Here is a 23886-nt window from a genome sequence, read left to right as displayed (position 1 = left end):
CAATGAAGCAAGCAACAAGAGTAGCAATTCAAGGCATCAAGGCATCTTTTCACGAAGAAGCTGCATTCAAATTTTTCGGAAAGGACATTCAAACTATTGAATGTAACTCATTTAAGCAGACTTGCGAGAGTTTAGAAAAAAGGGAATCAGACTTTGTTGTCATGGCCATCGAAAACTCTATCGCAGGCAGTCTATTGCCGAATTACACCTTAATCCGTGAATACAATTTTGCAGTAGTAGGCGAAGTATACCTGCCTATACAATTGCATTTGATGGCTTTGCCTGGTGTAAAATTTGAAGATGTAAAATTTGCTACCTCCCACCCCATTGCGATTCGCCAGTGTGTAGATTTCTTTTACGATTACCCACATATTCAGGTGATTGAAGGCAACGATACTGCTGCTTGTGCTAAAAAAATCAAAGAAGAGCAATTAACGGATACCGTTGCGATTGCCAACACGCTTGCAGCAGAATTATACGGCTTAAACATCATCGAAAGACGAATTGAATCGAACAAAAAGAACTATACCCGTTTTCTGATTCTTAAACTAGACAAAACTGCCGAAATGGAAGATAGTAATAAAGCCTCCATCTGTTTCCAGGTTGGCAATCATGTAGGCGCCTTATCTAAAGTCCTTAACATATTTGCTGAGCAACAGGTAAACTTAACTAAGATCCAAAGTATGCCGGTTTTAGGAAAACGCAACGAGTATTACTTCTATGTAGACATGGAGTGGACCAGCACAGAAAATTATGACAAGGCCATCCGTCAGGCATTAAAATACACAGTAAACTTTAACATCATGGGCGAATACAAGAAGAACGATCAAGTATAGTCTTCAAAAAACAGTCCTTCGTAAAATACAAAAACAACAATTTAAACCCCAAAAAAATGAAACTACAATTAAACATCCAGCCATTAAATACTTGGCTTGACACGAAAAACGAACCACTAATCATTTCTGGACCATGTAGTGCAGAAACTGAAGAACAATTGTTAACCACTGCACATTTATTGGCTGCAACAGGTAAAGTATCTGTTTTAAGAGCTGGTATCTGGAAACCACGTACTCGTCCGGGAGAATTTGAAGGAATTGGTAGCATAGGATTAGAGTGGTTAAAAAGAGCAAAATTAGAAACTGGATTGCCTACAGCAGTGGAAGTAGCTAACGCAAAACACGTTGAAGAAGCATTGGCAGCAGGTGTGGATATCCTTTGGATTGGTGCACGTTCTACTGTAAACCCATTCTGTGTTCAGGAAATTGCTGATGCTTTAAGAGGTGTTGACGTTCCTGTATTGGTTAAAAATCCGGTTAACCCTGATCTTCAACTATGGATTGGTGCTCTAGAACGCCTTAACGGTGCTGGTATCACTAAATTAGGAGCTATTCACCGTGGTTTCTCTTCATTCGAGAAAAGCTCATTCCGTAACGAACCAATGTGGGAACTGGCTATTCAATTGAAAACTTTATGTCCTGATCTTCCAATCATCAACGATCCAAGTCATATCTGCGGTAACCGCGAATTGATCCCTTACATTTCTCAGAAAGCATTGGATTTAGATATGCAAGGCTTAATGATCGAGTCGCACGTAGATCCTTCGGTAGCATGGACTGATGCTAAACAACAAGTTACTCCTGCTGCACTTGGTGAACTGGCTGAACGCTTAACTGTTCGTGAACCAGAATCTAAAAACGAAGCTTTTATAGATCAATTGGCTGACTTACGTAAGCAAATCGACAAAATTGACGACCTTTTATTGCAAAAATTAGGTGAGCGTATGGCTATTGTTGGTAAAATCGGTGAATTTAAACGCGATAACCAGGTAACCATTTTACAAGTAAACCGTTGGGATGCCATCATTCAAAAAGGCGCTGCATTTGCTAAAGCTTTAAAACTAGATTTAAACTTTACTGAGAAGTTCCTGGAATTGGTTCATGGAGAATCTATTCGTAAACAAACTGAAATTATGAATGCTGGTAAAGCTGAAAAAGGCATTGCAGCAGAAGCACACGCAGAAGTTAAAGCTTAACAATGAGTCAAAACGCAATTGTTTCTTTTAAAGGGATTAAAGATATAAATGCTGAAATTGCCTTAACCGGTTCTAAAAGCGAAAGCAATAGGGCGCTGATCATCAGCGCCCTGTCAAAAGGAATCGTTGAGGTCAATAATTTATCTGATGCGGTGGATACAGTGACCTTGAATAATATACTTAATCAGGTAAAAGCACACAATGGAGATGCCTACATGACAGTAAATGTAGGCCATGCAGGTACAGCAATGCGTTTTTTAACCGCTTACCTCTCCATTGCAAACGGTACATATCACCTGACAGGTTCTGGCAGGATGAAAGAACGACCAATAAAACTATTGGTTGAAGCTTTACAAAAACTTGGCGCTGGTATTAGTTATGCCGGGCAGGATGGCTTCCCTCCGCTCGACATCAGCAATAATTTCAGGCAAATCAATAGAACTGTTAAAATTCAGGGGAACATTAGCAGTCAATATTTGTCTGCACTTTTAATGATCGCCCCTTCTTTGCCAATGGGCTTATCTTTAGAAATTGAAGGTGAGTTAACTTCGAGACCATATTTGGAAATGACCTTAAGTATGCTCGAAGAAGCAGGAATTAAACACTCCTGGGATAACAATACCATCCACATCGACAACCAACCTTTCAAACCCTGCAAGTTAACTGTAGAGCCAGATTGGAGCGCTGCTTCTTATTGGTACAGCATTGTTGCATTGGCAGATCAAGGTAGCATCGCTTTACCACATCTAAAGGAGAAAAGTCTACAAGGCGATAGTAAGATCAGGGATATTATGATTCCTTTTGGTGTACGCAGTTCGCAAACTGCCAATGGAATTGCATTAAAATCGGGGACTTCTATTGCTATAACAGAAGTATTGAATTTAAAGGACTGTCCGGATTTAGCACAAACTATTATCGTTTGTGCCGCAGCAAAGGGCTTAAATCTTTCCTTTACCGGATTAGAAACCTTAAAAATAAAGGAAACCAACCGTGTACTTGCTTTACAGCAGGAACTAGCTAAAATTGGTGTTTCCCTGATAGAGGATAATGAAGTGTATACTTTGAATTGCGACAACCTAAGCTTCCCTAAAAAGGTACAATTCCACACCTACGACGATCACCGGATGGCCATGGCTTTTGCGCCATTAAGTCTGTTTATCGATGAAGTAGAAATGGAGGATTATCAGGTGGTGGAGAAGTCATATCCTGATTTCTGGAAAGATTTGGAGAAAGCTGGTTTTACAGTAACAGAAGTTTAATTTTAACAAAATATTAAATAATTCTAAAATGGCAGGTAATACATTCGGTCAATTATTTCGCATTACAACCTTTGGTGAATCTCATGGAGTAGCCATAGGTGTTATCCTTGATGGTTGTCCGGCACAGCTACCTATAGATCTGGAATTTATCCAGTCAGAATTGGATAAGCGCAGACCTGGACAATCAAAAATCACGACACAGCGTAAAGAAAGCGACACTGTTCAGATCTTATCCGGAACATTTGAAGGTAAAAGTACAGGCACACCAATAGCCATGCTGATCCCTAATGAAGATCAGCGTAGTAAAGATTACAGTCATAATACCGATGTTTATCGTCCTTCTCATGCAGATTACACTTATGATGCCAAATACGGGATCAGAGATCATCGCGGTGGCGGCCGTTCTTCAGCAAGAGAAACCGCAGCTCGTGTAGCTGCAGGAGCGATTGCCAAATTGCTACTAAAGCATCATGGCATTGAGATTTTTGCACACGTATCTGCTGTCGGAAAAATTGATGCGCCTAATTTAGAGGGCAGCAATATTGCTGAATTATTGGCAACCAGAGAAGACAACATTGTTCGTTGTGCTGATCCGGCTACAGCTAACCAGATGATCGAGTTTATTGATAGCGTAAGAAAAGATGGTGATACTGTTGGCGGAAAGGTAAGCTGTATCGTAAAAAATTGTCCGGTTGGATTAGGAGATCCTGTATTTGACAAACTACATGCAGATCTTGGCAAAGCGATGTTGAGCATTAATGCCGTACATGGCTTTGAATATGGATCTGGCTTTACGGGTAGTGAAATGAGAGGATCAGAACACAATGATATTTTTCTAGCGAATGAAGGTCAGCCGAAAACATTGACTAATTTTTCTGGTGGTATACAAGGTGGCATTTCTAATGGAATGGAAATCAACTTTACTGTTGCTTTTAAACCTGTTGCTACGATTATGCATAACCAACAAACCATTAATGCTGCTGGCGAAGCCGCGGAAATTAAGGGGAAAGGCAGACATGATCCATGTGTTGTACCAAGAGCGGTAGTTATTGTGGAGGCAATGGCTGCACTGGTACTTGCAGATCATTTGCTTAGAAACAAAACGAGCAAGCTTTAATAGCTTGCTCGTTTTGTTTTATTTATACGTCACGTCCTTTAAAAAATAGCTGGAAACTTACCAGGGTTACTTTCATTCATCATACTATAAATGGTTTCAATCACGTCATCCACAGATGGTTTGCTGAAATAATCACCATCAGATCCATAAGGCGGACGGTGTGCTTTTGCACTCAGCGTCTTAGGCTGTCCATCTAAATGATAATAACCTTTTTGCTCTTCCAGAATCTGTTGCAATAAGAAAGCTGTTCCACCACCTGGCACATCTTCATCAACCACCAATAACTTATTTGTTTTGGCTAAGGATTGTGCACAAATTTGATCTGTATCAAATGGCAATAGCGTTTGAGGATCGACAATTTCAATAGAAATACCCAATTGTGCCAACTCTTCAGCTGCTTCTTCTACGATTCTTAAAGTAGAACCATAAGAAACCACAGTAATATCAGTTCCTTCTTTAATCACCTCGGCTTTTCCAAGTGGAACAGTATACTCACCTACATTTTCAGGTAATTTCTCTTTCAAACGGTAACCATTCAAACATTCGATCACTAATGCGGGCTCGTCAGATCTGAATAAGGTATTGTACATACCGGCCGCTTGCGTCATGTTGCGCGGTACACATATATGTAAGCCTCTAAGCGAGCCAAGGATCATGCCCATTGGCGAACCTGAGTGCCATACTCCTTCTAATCTATGTCCACGTGTCCTGACAATTACAGGCGCTTTTTGTCCTGCCTTAGTACGGTATGACAAACTTGCCAAATCATCGCTTAACACATTAAGCGCGAACAACAAATAATCAAGGTATTGGATTTCGGCAATAGGGCGTAAACCACGCATAGCCAAGCCGATTCCCTGCCCTACTATCGTCATTTCTCTGATACCTGTATCAGTAATTCTTAAATCACCATATTTAGCTTGTAACCCTGCAAAACCTTGATTTACATCACCAATGGCGCCTAAATCTTCACCGAAGGCTACCAATCGCTGGTCGCGTGCAAAGTTTGAGTCAAAACAGGCGTTTAACAATTCGCGCCCGTCAACCATTTTACTTTCCTCGTTAAATACTGGTTTCAGTTCATTTACTAAAAATGGACTATCAACCCCTTCAGTAAACAATTTAGAATTATATCTGTCCTCGTTTAGTCCAATTTGAGCGTCGTACCAGGTTAAAAGGTTTTGTCTTGCTGTAGAAGAATCTTTTACAGTTAAACGCAATGCCTTTCTTGCCGAAGAAATCACTTCTCTTCTTTGAGCGTCTGGAGTATTGGCTAATAGACTTGAAATTTTTACAATCGCAGGATCGCCATTGGCCATACCATTAATTAACTCAATCACCTGATCTTTTTCGGCCTTTATAGAACCTAAAAATTCGTTCCAGGCCTCTTTCTGGGTTTCACGAACCATTTTTTTAGCCGTGTTTTCGAGTTCTACGATTTCTTCTTCCGTTATGATTGCTGATTCCAGCATCCATTTACGCATCTGAACAATACAGTCAAACTCTTTCTCCCACTCTAATCTTGCTTTATCCTTATAACGTTCGTGAGAACCAGAAGTAGAATGGCCTTGCGGCTGTGTCACTTCGGTGACGTGAATCAATACAGGAACATGTTCATCCCTACATACATCTATTGCACGCTGATACGTTTCGCATAATGCAGGGTAATCCCAGCCTTTTACTTTAAATATTTCGTAACCAGCGGCATTTTCATCACGCTGAAAACCTTTCAATATTTCAGAAATATCTTCTTTTGTTGTTTGATATTTTGCTGGAACCGAAATTCCGTAGCCATCATCCCAAACAGACATTGCCATAGGCACCTGCAAAACACCTGCTGCATTAATGGCTTCAAAAAATACACCTTCAGATGTAGATGCATTTCCTATTGTACCAAATGCGACTTCATTTCCATTTACTGAGAAATTCTTTAAATATTCCAGTTCTGGATTCTGTCTGTATAATTTAGAAGCATAGGCCAGTCCAACTAACCTTGCCATTTGTCCACCTGTAGGCGCAATATCTGAAGAACAATTCTTCATCTCTGTTAAATCTTTCCAACTACCGTCTTCGTTGATTGAGCGGGTTGCAAAGTGACAGTTCATTTGTCTTCCAGCGGATGCAGGATCTGCTTCAACGCTTGGATTAGCGTATAACTGCGCAAAAAATTCTTTTATTGTACAAATACCGGCTGCAAAGGCGAATGTCTGATCCCTGTAATAGCCAGAGCGCCAATCGCCATTTTTAAAGGCTTTTGCCATGGCGATCTGAGGAAGCTCCTTACCATCACCAAAAATCCCAAATTTAGCCTTGCCGGTCAACACTTCCTTTCGTCCCAATAAACTAGCCTGTCTACTTTCAAAAGCTATTTTATAGTCGTTTACGACTATAGTTTTGAAGTCATCAAAACTTAACTCCGAGGCGTCTATTGGATTTGTGGTAAGTTTACTATTTGGCATCATAAGCAAATCAATTATGCGGCAAAGATACATAAAATCTAAAGTATGACTTAACAGTGAATGGTAATTTATATCATGGAATACTTTTTGTATTCTAAATGAAAACATTAAATTTGTTCTAAAACTACATTAAAATGAGAAAAATAATTCTGCTATTCACGTTAATCCTTGGTATAAGTGTGGCTACTCATGCTCAGTCTAAACCTGCTGAATTCAAGTTTGACAAAGAAAGTCATGACTTCGGAAAAATCCCAGTGAACAAGCCGGCTACGGTTGAATTTAAGTTCACAAATATTGGAGATCAGCCTTTGATTATTACTAAAGTTGAGACTACATGTGGCTGTACCGTTCCTGAGTATACGCAAACACCAATTAAAAAAGGTGATTCGGGTGTAATTAAAGTTACTTACAATCCAACTGGTGCAGCACTTCCATTTAGCAAAAGCATTACCATTACTTCTAATGCAAAAACTACAACTAAAGTATTGTACATTAAAGGTGAAACAGTAGCGGCGGCCAGCAAATAGAATTCAAAAAGATACATTTGATTAAAACCTCGTTAATCAACGAGGTTTTTTTTATTTTTGTACCCATAAAAAAACTAACTTATTATTACGGGACTTTATTTTCCACCATGCCAAATATTTCAGAAAAAGGGCTACAAATGCCTGCTTCGCCTATAAGAAAACTAACTCCATTTGCTGATCAGGCAAAAAAGGAAGGCAAAAAAGTGTACCATTTAAATATCGGTCAGCCAGACATTGCGACTCCTGAGGGCATGTTGAATGCCATTAAGAACATTGACTTTAATGTTTGGGCTTATACTCCATCCGAAGGAACTTTAAGCTACAGAACAAAACTTACTGAATACTACAATAAATTAGGGTATAACATTACACCCGAAGATATCCTGGTAACGGTTGGTGGTTCTGAAGCCATTACCATTGCCATGCAAACCTGCGTAAATGAAGGTGATGAAATCATCATTCCTGAACCTTTTTATGCCAACTACAATGGTTTTGCGTGTATGAGTAATGTGGTTGTAAAACCAATTTTATCTCATATTGAAAATGGTTTTGCATTGCCTCCAATTGCAGAATTTGAAAAGCTGATCACTGATCGCACAAAAGCAATCATCATTTGTAATCCAAATAACCCTACTGGCTATTTATATTCAAAAGAAGAACTGGAAGCTTTAAAAGCTTTGTGCCTAAAATACGATCTGTTCTTGTTATCTGACGAAGCTTATCGTGAGTTTTGCTATGACGGCAGAGAATTTATCTCGCCTATGCACATGGATGGTCTGGACGAAAATGTAGTCGTTCTGGATACTGTATCTAAACGTTACAGTGCTTGTGGTGCAAGGTTAGGTTGCTTAATCACTAAAAATAAAGAGATCATTAAATCAGGATTAAAATTTGCACAAGCAAGATTAAGCCCGGGAATGGTTGAACAAATCGCTGGAACAGCTGCTGTTGATACACCAGATAGTTATTTCGAGGCAGTAAACAAAGAATACACTTTACGTAGAGATACCCTTGTAAAAAGGTTAAATGCGATGGAAGGTGTATTTTGTCCTAATCCAGGTGGCGCATTTTATGTAGTTGCTAAATTGCCTATTGATGATGCCGATCAGTTTTGTCAATGGATGCTGGAAAGTTTCAACAACAATGGGGAGACCGTTATGATGGCTCCGGCAACTGGCTTCTACTCTACTGAAGGTTCCGGAAAAAACCAGGTAAGAATGGCCTATGTGCTGAATACCGACGATTTGAATAAAGCTATGGATTGTCTGGATATTGCATTAAAACAGTATCCAGGTAGAACTATGGTATAATTTTTCGTATATTTGTGTCCTGATGGTTGGAAAGGAGTAGTTAACCACACACCATCAGGGCGTTACTGGGGTCGTATGGATTTGACAGGGTGAAGCTAAGTATGTTAGCATGCAGTGCGTTGTACGGAGAGCACTTAAAAGAGAACGTTCACACTATAATTGGCGAAAATAACTACGCCTTAGCTGCTTAATTTAGAATTAAATAGCTTTTGTCCCTCTGACTGCTGCGATGTTAGGTTAGAATATGGGGCATCGAAATAACAACGCTGGCAATTGTAAGGTACGGTACAGTTGCGAGATAAAGTACCTAAGGTGAACGGTTAGGTCGGTTTCCAGCCCGCCAGATCCCTACAATTAATTGGAAAATAAGCATGTAGAAGGCATAATTTATCACACAACTGGACAAGGGTTCGAAACCCTTCGACTCCACCCAGAGGGGAATCACTTATGATTCCCCCTTTTTTTTCATAAAAAACAAGTATTTCCCACTCATTATCAATAAATTAAGATCAAACATTTATAACATGGCGGGTGTTCGACATAAAGCACTTGTTTGTGTTATTCTAAAAGATATTTTGCAAAATACTTCCTAAGCCGCCGTTGAAAATAGGTTTTATAAGGTTCTTCGTAAGTATGGCTTTGGCCAGGTAGAACCAGTAAATCAAAATCTTTATTGGCTTTGATCAATGCATCGACCATTCTGTAAGTACCGGCGGGATTAACATTTTGATCTGATTCTCCCGTAACCAATAATAAATGCCCTTTTAGATTTTTAGCCAATGTTTGATTCAGATCCATTTTTTTTTCAAGGCCCTGGTAGCTTTCGCCCCAGGTACGGTTGTAAATTGTATTGTCGTGGTTTCCGGAAGAAGAAACCGCCACCTTATAAAAATTAGGATAAGTGCACAAGGCGGTGGTAGACATCGCTCCTCCACCAGAATGTCCAAAAATACCGACCTTTTTTAAATCAATATAGTCAAAACGTGCTCCAAGCTGCTCCAATCCATATTTATCATCTTCAAGGGCATAGTCCCTCAGATTTCCATAGCCAAACTTGTAATATTTAGCGTTGCGATAAGGTGAACCTCCGCGGTGCCCCATTACCACCACTATGAAGCCCATTTGCGCCAGAGCGGTATTGTTGTATCGGTCAAAAATGGTAAAATCATTCCAAACGGTTTCGGTAAAAGGCCCCGGGTATACTTGAGAAATGATGGGGTACTTTTTGCTGGGATCGAAATTAAAGGGTTTCCACATCAAGCCGTAAAGATCGGTAATGCTATCTTTCGCTTTTACAGTAAACATTTCCGGTCTCTTCCATCCATAGGCATACAACTCGCTCATATCTGGTTTTAATACCTCCATCACAAACTTGCCATTTTTATCTCTGAGCACGGTACTTGGCTCCAGGTCTATCCGCGAGAAATTGTCGACAAAGTAAGCTCTCGATGGTGAAATAAAAACTGCGTGTGTAGCATCTTCAGGAGTTAATAGCTGAGGCTCCTTAACGCCATCAATCCCTGTCTTATATACAAAAGCATAATTGGGGTTACGCCCTTTCTCTTTGCCATATCCATAAAAATAGAGCTCGCGTTTAGCGGTGTCTATTGCTGCAATTTTTCCTGCCGTCCAGTCACCTTTAGTAACTGCGTTTAACAGCTTACCTGAATTGTCATAATGGTAATATTGCCCCCATCCGGTTCGATCGCTCCACCAAAGAATGTCTTTTCCCTTGTTCAAAACCGACACATTGAAAAGATCCTGGTTGATGAAAGGTTTACTCAATTCACTAATAACCACACGAAGTGATCCAGTTGTTAAGTCCACCGCACAGAGTTCCATCTCTTCACGACTTCTCTTTTTACGTAACAAGAATACTTCTTTGTCAATATTTTGGTTGCGCAAAACTTCTACTTCCTGATCTGGCCAACGGTCTATATTTATTTCTTTCAAGGTATGCGTTTCGGCATTACCCACATAAAAATGGTATTGTGCAACGTTTTTATCTCCCGGGAGCTCATATTTATAGGTATTCACATAAGGCCTGCTCATACTTGTTAAAGAGTTGACAACCGTTAAAGTTTCTACTTTGCGGATATCTTTGCGCAAAACATAGAATGTTTTTGAATTGGGCGACCATACTGCATCTGTTGGGGTGTTGGATTTGGCAAACCGATCATCGTCATTGATCGAAAAAGTAAAGTTCTTCACCCCGTCAGCAGACAATTGATATTCTGTTGTGTCTAAGGTGTTTTTAAGGATTAAATTGTGATTACGCGCATATAATAACCACTTTTTATCCATAGAATAGGCACCAACAGCGTAGCTGATGCGCTTTTCTACTACTTTTTTAACCTGCTTTACCAGTTTTTTTGTAGTGTAATTATAATCATAGGTTTCGCCATTATACCCAACCTGCACCGTTTCCTCATCATCAGAAAACTGCGGATTATAATTTACAACCGCTTTAACTGGCGCAGCTTTAGTAAGTTTCTGCAAACTGTAAGCAATAGACACCTTGTCAAATAGTGGTTGCTTTTTTTTCTTGTCCGGGTCAACGATATAATAGTTACCCCGATCCAGGTCTATTGTATTCAAAGAGGTCGAGGCCCCACCTTTCACACTTACTGTTACAACCTCCTCTCCGCCGCTATTTGCAGCAGCTAAATCCTTAAATCGGTTGTCCTCATTTAATAATTGCGCGCGGGACGAAGGTTTGCTGGTGGCAAACCAAAATTTATTACTTTTCTTTAAGAAAAAAGGAATAACCTGGGTAGATCCAACCAGCTTTTGCAGGTTTGGTACATCATACTTTTCCGCAGCTTTAAAATCGGGTACTTGCGCAAGACCGGAAAGGGATAAAAACAAACATAAAAATGCTCCTAGTCTATTCATCTTTGGCAGTTTGTTTTAATGATATCCTTTTAACATAATCCTCGCAATGTTTAACCAAAAACGGATTTTTAGAGGTTTTGGCCACCTGTTCATAAATCTCTTTCATATAGGGATAACTACGGTCTAAAGAAGCACAGAAATTAGTATACTCAAATACCACATCTTTGTTTTTCTGGGTAAACTCAGCCACATGAGCTGCAAGTAATTTACCCGCAGCTTTTACATCTTTTTGACCTGCTGCTATAGCAATATCAACCAGGACAATCAATTGTTTTTTATCGGGTACCTGACTGGCATTAATTTGCTTTTTATACGCTTCAAACTCAGCTTCGTTATAAGGATGGTTTTTAAAGTAGTAGCCTGCCAAGCAGTTGCCAGCAAGTTTTTTAAATGTCGCATTGATCTTATTATCAACAGTTTCTTTGCTGTTTGAAGCTGCAAATTCCTTGTAATGTGCCAACAGGTAATTAAAATTAACGCTTCCGATATCAGAGATAAACTGCGAATCAAAGCCCTCGCCAAACAGGAACCAGCTTTCAGGTTTTACCTTTTCTGCTGAGGTCATCAACGCAAAGTACTCTGCAGTGATACGCTGACCAGCCTTTGCTTCTTTTTGCTTAAATTTTTGTTTAATGAGTGCCCTTAACAACGCATGGTCGCGATCACCCGCAGTATACCGTTTCTCTCTTGTGGCAATCTCGTTTTTAGGATTCATGCCAATTCTGATTTTTGCCATAAACTCATTTGCCGACATCCCACCCACAAATTTATAAATTTGATTTCCGTCTTCATCAAACAATAAATAGGTTGGAAACGCACCTACAGCATAGTTTTTTAATGCTTCGGGACCTTCTCCTTTTTCCATATCCATTTTTACATTGATAAAATGGCTGTTGAAGAAGTCGGCCACACTGTCTTGCGTAAAAACCAATTTATCCATTCCTTTACACGGTCCGCACCATACGGTATAACAATCTGTAAAGATCATTTTGTGTTGTGCTTTTGCCAGTTTAAAAGCTTCCTTCAGAGAGGTTGTGGCAAAATTAATGCTTCTGTTTTGCGCATAACTGGCAGTGGCCATCATGAACATTATTAATAGGCTATATCTTTTCATTAGTTCTAGTTTGCTTTTTGATTCATGCTTCGTTGGATTCGTTGTCTCATTACTTTGTAATGTTCACGTGCGGAAACATCCTGGTGTTTCACCGCAAGTACATTGAGCTGTTCCATGGTCCGGAGGAAATAAAGGTGAAGCACTTCGTTTGAATCTGTTAATCCGCTGGTAATATTATTCTTTGCCACTGCCGCTGAAAGATCATAGATGAAATTGGTTTGCATCAGCATGCGATACTCATCTACTGGTGCTGTTAGGTTAAAATCTTTAAAAATGTAATGATCTATGTCTTTAAAAAGATCACTTACCCTATAAGCTTCCTCGCCCAAGGCATATTCTGCCTGGATCAGATTGTTCAGCACTTCAGGAGTGATAAATTTCTTCAGGGCATCCTGTGTACTTTTCCCCATCTTTAAAGATTCAGATTCTGAATTTAGTTGGTTTAGCTTTTTACTTTGCATCCAGTCAGGGGCACCATTAAAAAACCACTGATTTAACAAAGCCATTGCTTTTTGCTGATCCTTTTTGGGTGTATATACCACGCCAATATCATTATAACCTTTAAGTACCGGACGCACAGACAGCCCTCCAATATATCCGACTACATTATCGGTATACAACTGGTAGCTGATTTGAAAAGCTTTAGACAGCAGTTTAAAATTGGACCAATCTTCATCCTTATCGTCCATCGCAGATGTAAGCTTTTCCAATTGCGGATAATAAAGCTGAACGTTTTTCATACCCAGTTCGGAAGCGGCTAACAGATCTGATGATAAATCACCCTTACTGGTAAAAGGATCGCTTTTATTTTCTTCGAGGAAAAGTAGTTCGGCATTAGCTATTTTCAGCGATTCCAGCGTTTTCTTTTCTGCCGCAGGATTAGCGAATATCCGGTATGCCCAACCAATTGCCATTTTATCGTATGCGCCAACATGTGGTATCAGGCCCGAAATTTCGACCTGATCTTCCGGCTGTATCACATAGTTGAATTGCAGGTCATCTGTTATCGAAGATGTAAAACCATGGGCTTTTAACCAGGCCCCCGAGCGGAGTTGTTGTGGGCTATAAGCTGCACTACCATGCAGGTTGGCAGTCATACCCAGGAGTTGACCTAAACCCTGGGCCACTTTCCATTCCATTATTTCCCCTCTTACTGCGGGATCGTACAGATTTTTCATAACCCGCGGATCTTTAAAACCACATTTGGCAAAATAAGATGGCAGTAAATCATCACATACATTTACATCAATATTCATTTTTGCTGCAAGAATCTCTCCTGTACGTGGATCTGTAACGGTATTGGTTATTAGTCCATTTTGTGCACTTCCCCATTTGATTAGCATCTTGCCCGAAGATAACCAGCTGTCATTTTGATCCGTGGCCACTACCAATACCTGCTTAAATCCCGCTGACCCAAAAGCATTGTTCCATTGCTGTATGGCCTTTTTGATGTAAGGTACAAACAGTGCAGGCGTTGCCGGATCAATGATTACCCTGATTTGCTTTTCTGGTTCTACCAGTTCACCAGCAAAATAACGCTTCCGATCCACAGCTTTGACACCAACATTCCATTTTGTAATTGCTTTTACATTTCTTACGCCGTAGGGATTCTTCCCAAAATCATTATAATTAACCGTTCCAAAGCCGATTCTAGGATCTGCTTCGCGAACGTTCATCTGGGCAGCTGGCAAACGCTGGATCACAAGATCCAGCACAAAAGCGACAGCTTTGTCTATCGCTTTGCTTCCATTGTAACTTTGTCCCGGTGTAGTTTGAGTGCGAAGCACGCTAAACACCACACCATTTTTTGAAGCCCTTACGGTTTGCACACCGGAGCGTGCAGCATCAGAACTGCTAAGCCCGCTTACTTCTTTGAAAGAAAACAGCTCACCGCTTTCCAGCAAATGCCTGGTAATATTGATAATGTAACTGCCTTTTGTTTTACCAAAAGCTTCTATCGGCATCACAAAACTAACTGGAACAAGGTTCGAGTTTTGAACCAGCGTTTCTATCCCCTGATTGAAATCGGGTGAAGCTGCTTCTTTATAAATCTCTTTAGTGACATTGATGTTGTTGCCTGTTCCTTTACTTAAGCGGATCACACCCGAGGATTGGGCGATATTGTTACCGTATCCACGGGCAATATCGCCAATGATTAAAAGATCTGAATTTAATGCCGATGCGGGTACTTCCAGGAAATATTTTGAGCCATCCTGATAAACAGGAAACTCCCCAGGAGTAATCGTCATATTATTTTTAAAGAACTTGTCGAAAGCCATGGGTTCTTTCTTGGTTGCATCGCCCTCTGCTGCGGGCGCAGGTGCTGCAGGTTTCAGGGGAGCAGCTATTGAAGATTGACTAATCACCTGTGCCTTTGTAAATGTTCCGTGGAATAATAATGCGGCAGTGAACAGGGTAGTATATATATATTTCATCATTATAGGTTATTTAATTAGATAAGCATCATTCTTTCCAGTGTTCCAGACTTTCACCATGTTTGCAATGGCAGTAAGGTGACTTTTAGAAATAAAGTCGGTTTGAAGAGCCGCAGCATCTTCAGCTTTTTTTGAGGTAATGAGTAGCAATTCGGTCATTTTTAAGTCGACGTTATTTGGAAACGCACCTGGATAATCTACATGCCTAAGCAGGGAATTCAGAAACGACCGCTGCAGCATCCTGTCGTAGCGCGATATCGCTTTTCCATTTTCGATGTCTTTGAAAATAGCGCGATGCAGATCTGTTAAAAAACCTGCAGCGGTATAATCGTTATCCCCGGTAATATTTTCTACCCTCGACAAGGCAGAGTACTTAGACATTAATCGGCCGAGCAGGTCGTTGTAACTCTCCTCAACATCCGTATCAAAACTAAATTTAGTTTTTGCCATCACATCTTCAGGGTATAGCCATTTTGGTTCTATAAACATGTATTTTTTTAAATAGTCCATGGCTTCTTCTTGCTGGATACGGCTTACCGCTACATAATTACTCTTATTCTCCGACCGCAAAGCATTATCTGCAAGCACGCCGCCAATATTTTTCACTACGTGTTGCAGGTATTGATAGTACCTGCCTTGCACAGCACGATACATTGACCTCAATGTTTGGTACGAGTTGTCCTCACCTGCTCCCCATTTGTTAAGGTTGGCCATAGTTCTCTTAAGGTTTTCCACACCGAGTGCGTTCGCCTTCATATTGTTATCTCCAATATCTTCACTCTGCACCCTCGGATCGAAAAAGTCGCCTTCCTCGAAGTAAAAGAACCGTGGGTCTTTTCTTTTTTCCGAGACCCATGAGGTAAGGTATTCAGCCGCAGCGTTTGCATCTTTATCGGGCATAAATTTATAGCCCCATTCAATGGCATACTCATCATATACCCCAATAACCGGAAGTAGGTCGGTGGGTGTCATCTTATCTTCTGGCTGGGCAGCATAGTTAAAGCGCATATAATCCATTACAGATGGCCCGAAACTATTTTTACGTACAAAATCCCTGTTGCGAATGCTATCTACCGAATAGGATGAACTCCCTGCAAAATTGTGCCTAAGGCCCAGGGTATGCCCAACTTCATGGGTAATCACGTTCTTGATGAGCTTACCCATGAGTGATTTATCCATAGGAATTTTACGTGCTCCGGGATCTGTGACGGCACACATAGAGAAATACCAGCGCTGCAGCAGTTCCTGAATATTGTGGAAAACAGCAATGTGAGAACTAAGGATCTCCCCTGAGCGAGGATCTACAATTTGTGGACCATAGGCATTGGCCATTTCAGACGGCTTGTAAGATATGTAAGAGTACCTTGCATCCTCCATGGTATAATCCGGATCTTCGGTTGTGGTTGGAGCCAACCTGCCTGTAATGGCATTTTTAAAGCCAATTTTTTCGAAACTTTTTCGCCACGCATTTACCCCCTCAATCATATAAGGGATCAGGTAAGCAGGCGTATTAGGATCGATGTAAAATACAATGGGTTTTGCAGGTTCTACCAGTTCTCCATTCTTAAATTTCTGAAAATCTTCTGGCTTAGGCTCGATACGCCACCTGTTTGCCACAATTGTATATTCATTTTTTTTAGCATTATCGTCATAATTTTTTAACCCCGTCTGAAAGTAGCCAATCCTTTTATCTGCAAATCTTCTTGCCATAGGTACTTCTGGCAACAGAAACCAGGAAGCTCCAACTTCCCACATAGTTGGGTTTGTTTCTTCTTTTTTTGCCGGCTTCCCTGTTGGAGAAGGCGGTCCCGGCGTTGCTGCAGCTTCACCGTAACTCTTTATAGAGCGGAAAATCACATTGTTTTCAAATGCGCTTACACCAAGAATCTTTGATTTCTGAGGTTCAAAAGCACCTAATTTCAAGTCAACTGCAGCCCCTTTTAGCGAAAACAAGTCATTGTCGCCAGAAAACAAATTGGTGATGTCAATAAGGGAGCTTGCATTTCCAGTAGCCACTATTTCAAAGGCTAGCAGACTCGGCACTAATTTCGCTTTAAGCGCATTAAAATGCATGCTCATGGTATCTGTTTCCATTTCAAATTCAGGAGCGATGAGGTTCATTTTTCCATTGATACCCTTACTAAAATGGATCACCCGGTCATTAACCGCATCTCCGGCAAAGCCATAACGCATAGCAGGATTTCGTTTACGCTGTGCAGAGCCCCTGATGATGGTGATGCTGGTGAGGATGTCACGTCCCAGTAACTGATCGGGAATTTCGATGAAGTACTTATCGTCTTGTACAAGTACATTAAACATTCCTTTGTATTGTTTTGCGGCAGGTTTAGTAAAGGAACTTATAGTCGGCACCTTTACTTCTGTCTGCGCATTCGCACAAAAAAATGCTGTTACCGTCAGCCCAAGGCTGAGGAATATTTTTTTTATAGGCTTCATATGTGTATTTAATGATAGATCAGGAGTGGATGCACTTCAATCAGGCACCACACTCCAGATGCGATTTATATAGGTGTATTAAAGTCCTCTTGTTGCGTTTCCTATCAATTGCAAATCTACCCCGTACTCGTTGATATAATAATTTCTGACAATGTTATAGCGCTTTTTTATCTGACTATTCGTGTCTTTGGTTGCACCAAGGATACCTATTGGCGTTGAGTCCGTAATTGTTGTAGGGGCATTTAGCTGAACGGTAGAATAGGTAACCATTGCAGTCATATAAGCATTCCAATCCGCTTGGGCGGAAGCGGCATTATAAGGAACAATGATTCCTTTTCCATACGATTGTGCGTAGGTAGTCATTGCGGTTACATAATCTGCACTGGTGGCAAACTCTGTGGTGGGTACAGTTAATCCCCTTGCCATCATGCTTTGAACAAAAATCAGGTTTGTTTTGTAGATAAATAACCTTTGCTCTGCGGCGGTCATGGTATTTACAGTTGCATCTCCGTAATTGACCTGAATGTTATCATAATTGTAAAATGCAGGAACCTTTTTAGCTTGCTTAACATAAACTACTGTAGGTCCGCCAAAAACAAAACTGTTACTAATAGAATCCACCCTTCTACAAAGCAGGATTTTAGTTGGAAGAAATTTCTTCAAAAATTTATCGGTATAAAATCCAAACCATTTGCTTTGAATAAGGGCAAGCTGGGCAGGAATATAAGCTGGATCTGAAGCTTCGACTTCCGCACCGGGACTCCATAAACCACCAGGAACGATTTGAGCAGGCTTTTTGAAGGCTGTGGGTGTCCAGTAGGCATCTTTCTCTGTAAACTTGTACAGCATGTATGCACCGTATTTACCATAGTAATCTACGATATTTTGGTCGAACGCAGCATTACCCTGTGGTAAAGAATACAATTCAATTGTATTGTCTGAAGGCGTTAGTATTTCTTCAGATTTTTTACAGGAATTTAAAGTCAGCATTGTGCAAAGCACCAGGAGGCCTAAAATATATACTTTCATTGTTAGTTAAAATTTAAGTAAAACAAGTCGGTTATCTTGCGTTTTGTTGCAGGTCAACATTTGTTGCTAGTGCCGTATAAGGAATAGGCAGTGCATATAGCGGACTATTCGCCGGAAGTGTAAATGTGCTGCTTACGCCATCTGCGCTGGTGTAAACGTGCGTAACCGGGATCGCCCATCTTCTGATGTCCTGCCATCTGTGCCCGTCTTCCAAAGCCAGTTCCCTTCTGCGTTCCTGCTGGTAAAATGTATACAATGCCGCGCCGTCCGTGATGGAAACCGGAGTATAGGTTGTATTACGGGTATCATATCTGTTTGACCTCAGATAATTCAGATCTGAAAGCGCCTGTATACGATCTGCCGCATTTCCATTCTTTATAAAGCGCTTGATTAATGTTTCCGCCCGGTTGAGATAGATTTCTGACAACCTAAAACCTCTTGATCCCGATGCTGTTATGGTAGCGGTTGATTTAGCCGAAAAATATAAAAATGTACCCCCGTTGGTATATTTGGTAAAATACATCTGGTACCTCAAATCCCCATAATTTGTGGTGCCTGGCCCTTGTTCATATTGAGAAGCAAGTGCGGTGGAGGCTGTATACGGGGGAGTCGACAAACTTGCCAGTAAAGGGAAATAACTGTCATTTCTATTGTTGCCACCATATACCCACAATACTTCGGTATTTGCGGGATCAAAGATTCCTGTTTGAGTAAAGGAATTATTTGCGGTAAAAAATGTTGACAGCGGGGTTAGTGTACTCCGTTCTGCCAGTACTGTATTAGCCAGACTGATCACTTTATCCTGATCTGTATCCAGGCCCCGATATAAGTAGAAACGGCACAATAGCGCATTTGCTGCGATAGCACCAATCCGATAGGAACTGGGAGGTATATAACTTTCTCTCAATAAGGTTGCGGCTTCCAATAAATCTTTCTCTATCTGATCGTAGGTTTGTTTAAGCGTATTTCTTGCTAAGCCGCCGTCACTTACCAAACTAGACAGTACCAAGGGAACGCCGAGGTTGGTTTCCGGATTAACCCCGGGTGCGGTATAAGGCAAACCATAATTGGTTACCAGTTTGAAGTAATAGTAAGACCGTAAAAACAAGCACTGGCCCTTGATGGCGTTTTTGGCTTGTTCTGTGCCGCTAACCTTATTCAAGTGGTCCATCACCACGTTACAGCCTTTAATTTTATTATAACAGATCTGGTATATATTCGCAAAGCCCGGAATGGTATTGTTGGCGTCAAACATACTTGGATCGAATGTATAAATAGGTGTTCCGGCAGTGAAGGGGGCGATATAATTTGCTACCTGAACACCGTTTACAACAGCCAGTCCGTTATTCTGTACATCGTCTGTCAGCAAATCAAAACTATCCATGGATTGCAGGTAAGGATAGGCGTCGCTGTACATTAAAGCGGCAAGATCTTCAGTTGAACCAGGCCTCATTTCATCCTGACTGTACTCAGCGAGGAATTTTTTACAGGAACCCAATACGGTGGTTAACAGTATCAGGCAAAATATCATACGTTGTTTCATATCCTTCGTTATAAACTTAAATTTAAATTGATGGTATAGGTCCTGGTTCTGGGTTGTTGCCCTGAGGCTACCTCTGCGTCCAGGCCTTTAAAATCTTTGCTGTTGATGGCAAACGGATTGCTCACCCCGCCGCCAATAAAAACATTTTTACATTTTAAAAGTTTCACTAAATGCTCTGGCAATGAATAACTTACACCAATGTTATTGCATCTTAAACTGGAAGCGCTTACTACACGATCGGTACTAAAATTGTACATTTCATATACATTTGATCCAATTCCGCTTCCATTTGGTAAAGTTACTGTAGGCACTGAACTGTCAGGTAAGCCGGGAACAGTACCTGTTGGGTTTGTCGGCGTCCAGCGGTTAAGCAACTGACGCGACAAGTTCTGATACTCCGTAGGCAGGTTTTGAGGGAGTTCGTACAAGGGGGAAAGGAATTTTTTACCCCCCACCTGCAGGTAAAGGCCAGTATTAAGGGTAAGCATTTTATACCTTAGGTTGATGCCTACGCCTGAAGTAAAATCAGGGTCAAGTTTACCTACATAAGTCATAAAAGAGGTAGGATCTTTAGGATCGGCACCGGGCGGAACAGAAAGATCAATCATCGGGTAACCGTTTACGGGATTAATCCCGGTATATCTGAAGGCATAAAAACCAGAGACAGGCTGCCCAACTTTATTTATTGCCCCCGACGCAGCGGTTTTCCAGCTTAGCAATTGCGCGCCTGTTTTAGTGATGGTATTGTTATTTTTAGACGTATTTAAACTTAGGCCCCAGGTAAAATTTTTAGTTCGCACCGGCACAAAACTAGCCGATACTTCATAACCTGTATTTTTCATCGCCCCCCCGTTTACCAACATGCTGGGTATTCCATACTCGCTCGGCACAGCTAAAGTGGTAATCAGTTCCCTGCCTCGCTTTTCATAATATTGAAATGAGCCGGAAACCTTGCTGTTGAACAAACTAAAGTCCAAACCAAGATTCATACTGGAGTTTTCCTCCCAGCGTAAATCCGCATAAGGCAGCGAACTGATGGTCAGCAATGATTCTCCGGTAAAGGTATCTGTATTGTTTGCTGTCGCACCTGTTGGAATTTTAATAATCAAATCAGGGCCGACATTACTAGCGATATTTCTTTGGTAACCAAAGGTTCCGCTTACACTTAAGTTAGACAACCAGTAACTCTTTTCAAACCATTTTTCGTTTGCCATGTTCCATCTTAAACCACCTGCCCACACCGGGTTAAACTTTTCATTGGTGAACTGACCGAACCGGTTGGACCTGTCATTACGGACGCTCATATTTACAACGTAACGGCTATCATAGGAATAACTGGAAGTAAGGTATAGGCCCATTGTATTGGTGAGCCGGTCTGTAACTTTAGGCGAGAACTTGGTTGGTAAATCACTAATAGTAGTAATTGTTCCCAATGAGGTAGTCGCAGGCAAGGCAGCAAATGATTTGCCCCTGTATCTCAAATAACCCAATGAGGTATTTGAATAGCCTAAATACCTTGTACTGACGGTTTCTTCACCCAGCATAAAGGAGACAACATGCTTTTTATTAAAGACCTTGCTATAAGACAAGCTATTGCGCCAGCTCCAGGAATTGCCATTATTCTGGTCTAAAATATATTCTCCGCCTATCGGCATTTTACTTACTTTATAACCAGCATCCGTAGCTTTGTACTGTCCGTATTCAAAAAACCGGTAGGTACGGGCAATATATTCCGATTTTTCTGTAGCAAAGGCTTCCCCAACAGTAGATGTGGCATTGTAGCTGAATAAACTTTGCAACCTCAATCCTGGGATAATTTCGTAAGAAGCGTTAATGCTTGCGTTTGCAGACAAGACATTATTTACGTTGCCTGTATTGTCACGCTCATTGATCATATTGAATAAATAACCACTTTTATTCAGGTAAAAATTCAACTCCTCACTTGGCGTGTAAGCACGTATGGCACGGTTGATTTCCTTGGCGTATGCATAAGGATCTATCACATAAAATCCATTCGTTTTATTTTTTGAGGCTGATAAACGTGCGGAGATGTTAAATTTCTTAGACAACTGAGAACTCACTGATAAATTGCCGGTAAAACCAGAAGCGTCATTGCCTATTGCGGTCCCCTTATTGCTGTTGTATCCGAAAGAGCTATAATACCTGGTGTTCGCATTTCCACCAGATATGCTCAGGTTCTGATTAGTACTAATCGGGTTACGAAACATCAGATCAAACCAATCAGTATTTGCGGTTTCGAGATCGTTAACCTTTGCGGTAAACTCCTCTGCAGATATTGTTTTTTTGTACAGATAATCATTCAGCGCACCAGCGTAACCAATGTTGCTGTTTACAAAAGTTGAAGTCAGTCCACGGCTGTATATTTCCTTTGATACGGCTACCCGCTCTTTGGAATTCATCAGATTCAGCTTATCATAAGTTACCTTTTCTGTGGTGCTGAAATTGGTAGAATAACTGATCACAGGAGGGCCGACCTGACCTTTTTTTGTGGTGATTACAATGACCCCGTTTGCAGCCCTGACTCCATAGATAGCGGTAGCAGCCGCATCTTTCAGCACGGTAATGTCTTCAATATCCATAGGATTTAGCCATCGGATGGAATTTCCTACGAATGTTCTGATGAAATCAATGTTGTCGCGATTAATGTCTCCGTTTGTGTTCAACGTTTGTGCATTAAAGGGCAATGGATCTTCCTGGATCACCCCGTCAACTACCCAGATGGGTTCTTGAGTTCCTACTAAGGTGGAAGTTCCCCTGACGCGAACCCTTTGCCTGGTACCTGTTAAACCGCTGGTATTGGTCACTACCACACCAGCAAGTTTACCCTGCAGGGCCTGTTCTATCGTATTTACACCATTCAGGTACAAATCCTTTGCTTTGACAGAAGCGGTAGATCCAACGACATCACTCTTTTTCAGTATCTGGTAACCGGTAATGACCATTTCCTCCATTTCTTTTACAGTTTCCTGAAGGGTCACATCTAGTACAGATTCACCTTTATAACTTACCTCCCTGGTCACCATACCGATATAAGAGAAGATTAGTGTAGCTGGCGCCTGATCCGGGACATCTATTCTATAGCGCCCGTCTTTATCAGTGGTGGTTCGAATATTCAGTTCTTTCGACAGTACATTCACACCTGGCATAGGCCGTTTATTCTGATCACGTACTGTACCTGTTACCAAGCGATAAATCACTTTAACCGGGAAAGCTAAGTCCGAATTGGTCAGATCCGTTTTTCGCTTTACAATGATCATTTTATTTTTAAGGGCGTAATTAAAGGGCTGCCCGGCAAAACACATAGCGAGCACTTCATTTAAGGGCACTTTTTTCACATTGATGCTGATCGGCTTTGCATCTTTGATTTGCGAAGAAGTATACACAAAATCGTAGCCTGTCTGTGTTCTGATTTCCGTAAAAATGTCTATCAGACTAGCATTAGATCTTGAAATGGTTACTACCTGCCCAAAGGTGGTCGCCTTTACCTGGAAAACGAATAGAGCGAGCAGAATAAATGTCAGTTTCATTATTCGAACTATTGGACTTAGGGGATACGCACATAGCCTATCCCTTGAGAATATGGAATATTTCATATATTTGAGAAGCATGCACCATGCCTTTAAAAGCACGAGCATGTAAGTTTGGGTTAGTGGTTAAGTTGATTCAAGCAATTATATCTATAGTTTGGCCC

The 23886-nt window shown here is 41.0% G+C and carries 14 protein-coding genes and 1 other RNA gene; 7 read left to right on the top strand and 8 right to left on the bottom strand.

The window, feature by feature from the left end; genetic code table 11:
• The first annotated feature begins 2 nt into the window (after positions 1–2).
• The 4 genes from BLS35_RS09875 to aroC are packed head-to-tail and all read left to right on the top strand — an operon-like array spanning position 3 to position 4408.
• On the top strand, positions 3–836 hold the full coding sequence (locus BLS35_RS09875) for a prephenate dehydratase (RefSeq protein ID WP_090780363.1): 834 nt from the start codon (positions 3–5) through the stop codon (positions 834–836).
• A 56-nt stretch (positions 837–892) separates the two neighbouring features.
• The gene (locus tag BLS35_RS09870; RefSeq protein WP_090780360.1) at positions 893–2032 is read left to right on the top strand and encodes a chorismate mutase; all 1140 of its coding nucleotides are present in this window, start codon (positions 893–895) and stop codon (positions 2030–2032) included.
• A 2-nt stretch (positions 2033–2034) separates the two neighbouring features.
• Complete coding sequence (gene aroA / locus BLS35_RS09865) at positions 2035–3291, top strand: 3-phosphoshikimate 1-carboxyvinyltransferase (protein WP_090780358.1); 1257 nt, start codon at positions 2035–2037, stop codon at positions 3289–3291.
• 28 nt (positions 3292–3319) lie between these two features.
• Positions 3320–4408 (top strand): chorismate synthase, encoded by a 1089-nt coding sequence (gene aroC / locus BLS35_RS09860; RefSeq protein WP_090780356.1) that lies wholly within the window; start codon positions 3320–3322, stop codon positions 4406–4408.
• A 38-nt stretch (positions 4409–4446) separates the two neighbouring features.
• Here the strand turns inward: aroC and BLS35_RS09855 are convergent, their stop codons facing one another.
• Positions 4447–6870, bottom strand: a complete 2424-nt coding sequence (locus BLS35_RS09855) for an alpha-ketoacid dehydrogenase subunit alpha/beta (RefSeq protein ID WP_090780354.1) — start codon at positions 6868–6870, stop codon at positions 4447–4449.
• A gap of 131 nt (positions 6871–7001) precedes the next feature.
• On the opposite strand from BLS35_RS09855, the gene BLS35_RS09850 reads away from it, so the two are divergent.
• The 3 genes from BLS35_RS09850 to ssrA all read left to right on the top strand — a co-directional run bounded on the left by BLS35_RS09850 (position 7002) and on the right by ssrA (position 9136).
• The gene (locus tag BLS35_RS09850; RefSeq protein WP_090780352.1) at positions 7002–7394 is read left to right on the top strand and encodes a DUF1573 domain-containing protein; all 393 of its coding nucleotides are present in this window, start codon (positions 7002–7004) and stop codon (positions 7392–7394) included.
• 107 nt (positions 7395–7501) lie between these two features.
• Positions 7502–8704: a pyridoxal phosphate-dependent aminotransferase gene (locus tag BLS35_RS09845; RefSeq protein ID WP_090780350.1), complete on the top strand. Its 1203-nt coding sequence runs from the start codon at positions 7502–7504 to the stop codon at positions 8702–8704.
• A 67-nt stretch (positions 8705–8771) separates the two neighbouring features.
• Positions 8772–9136: a transfer-messenger RNA gene (gene ssrA, locus BLS35_RS09840) on the top strand.
• 126 nt (positions 9137–9262) lie between these two features.
• Here ssrA and BLS35_RS09835 read toward each other — a convergent pair.
• The 7 genes from BLS35_RS09835 to BLS35_RS09805 form a co-directional block, all read right to left on the bottom strand.
• Complete coding sequence (locus tag BLS35_RS09835; protein WP_090780347.1) at positions 9263–11599, bottom strand: S9 family peptidase; 2337 nt, start codon at positions 11597–11599, stop codon at positions 9263–9265.
• Positions 11592–12713 (bottom strand): thioredoxin family protein, encoded by a 1122-nt coding sequence (locus BLS35_RS09830; RefSeq protein WP_090780345.1) that lies wholly within the window; start codon positions 12711–12713, stop codon positions 11592–11594. The genes BLS35_RS09835 and BLS35_RS09830 overlap by 8 nt, the downstream gene beginning before the upstream one ends.
• Before the next feature lie 5 nt (positions 12714–12718).
• Positions 12719–15151 carry a zinc-dependent metalloprotease gene (locus tag BLS35_RS09825; RefSeq protein WP_090780343.1) on the bottom strand — a complete coding sequence of 811 codons (2433 nt, stop codon included), beginning with the start codon at positions 15149–15151 and terminating at the stop codon, positions 12719–12721.
• Between the two features lie 6 nt (positions 15152–15157).
• Positions 15158–17602 (bottom strand): zinc-dependent metalloprotease, encoded by a 2445-nt coding sequence (locus BLS35_RS09820; protein ID WP_090780341.1) that lies wholly within the window; start codon positions 17600–17602, stop codon positions 15158–15160.
• A gap of 78 nt (positions 17603–17680) precedes the next feature.
• A complete protein-coding gene (locus tag BLS35_RS09815) occupies positions 17681–18631 on the bottom strand; it encodes a zinc-binding metallopeptidase (RefSeq protein WP_132225961.1) in 951 nt (316 codons plus the stop codon).
• Positions 18632–18662: 31 nt separating this feature from the next.
• A complete protein-coding gene (locus BLS35_RS09810) occupies positions 18663–20174 on the bottom strand; it encodes a RagB/SusD family nutrient uptake outer membrane protein (protein ID WP_090780337.1) in 1512 nt (503 codons plus the stop codon).
• Between the two features lie 8 nt (positions 20175–20182).
• A complete protein-coding gene (locus tag BLS35_RS09805) occupies positions 20183–23722 on the bottom strand; it encodes a SusC/RagA family TonB-linked outer membrane protein (protein WP_254778794.1) in 3540 nt (1179 codons plus the stop codon).
• Positions 23723–23886 lie beyond the last annotated feature (164 nt).

Origin of the sequence: Pedobacter sp. ok626, assembly GCF_900100435.1 — a bacterium.
In the GTDB taxonomy this organism is placed as follows: Bacteria; Bacteroidota; Bacteroidia; order Sphingobacteriales; family Sphingobacteriaceae; genus Pedobacter.
Note: the sequence above shows the minus strand (reverse complement) of the source record. Positions and strands in the feature narration are given on the sequence as shown.

Coding starts and splice junctions, on each gene's coding strand:
- BLS35_RS09875 (WP_090780363.1), top strand. CDS start 3: ATGAAGCAAGCAACAAGAGTAGCAATTCAAGGCATCAAGGCATCTTTT.
- BLS35_RS09870 (WP_090780360.1), top strand. CDS start 893: ATGAAACTACAATTAAACATCCAGCCATTAAATACTTGGCTTGACACG.
- aroA (WP_090780358.1), top strand. CDS start 2,035: ATGAGTCAAAACGCAATTGTTTCTTTTAAAGGGATTAAAGATATAAAT.
- aroC (WP_090780356.1), top strand. CDS start 3,320: ATGGCAGGTAATACATTCGGTCAATTATTTCGCATTACAACCTTTGGT.
- BLS35_RS09855 (WP_090780354.1), bottom strand. CDS start 6,870: ATGATGCCAAATAGTAAACTTACCACAAATCCAATAGACGCCTCGGAG.
- BLS35_RS09850 (WP_090780352.1), top strand. CDS start 7,002: ATGAGAAAAATAATTCTGCTATTCACGTTAATCCTTGGTATAAGTGTG.
- BLS35_RS09845 (WP_090780350.1), top strand. CDS start 7,502: ATGCCAAATATTTCAGAAAAAGGGCTACAAATGCCTGCTTCGCCTATA.
- BLS35_RS09835 (WP_090780347.1), bottom strand. CDS start 11,599: ATGAATAGACTAGGAGCATTTTTATGTTTGTTTTTATCCCTTTCCGGT.
- BLS35_RS09830 (WP_090780345.1), bottom strand. CDS start 12,713: ATGAAAAGATATAGCCTATTAATAATGTTCATGATGGCCACTGCCAGT.
- BLS35_RS09825 (WP_090780343.1), bottom strand. CDS start 15,151: ATGATGAAATATATATATACTACCCTGTTCACTGCCGCATTATTATTC.
- BLS35_RS09820 (WP_090780341.1), bottom strand. CDS start 17,602: ATGAAGCCTATAAAAAAAATATTCCTCAGCCTTGGGCTGACGGTAACA.
- BLS35_RS09815 (WP_132225961.1), bottom strand. CDS start 18,631: ATGAAAGTATATATTTTAGGCCTCCTGGTGCTTTGCACAATGCTGACT.
- BLS35_RS09810 (WP_090780337.1), bottom strand. CDS start 20,174: ATGAAACAACGTATGATATTTTGCCTGATACTGTTAACCACCGTATTG.
- BLS35_RS09805 (WP_254778794.1), bottom strand. CDS start 23,722: ATGAAACTGACATTTATTCTGCTCGCTCTATTCGTTTTCCAGGTAAAG.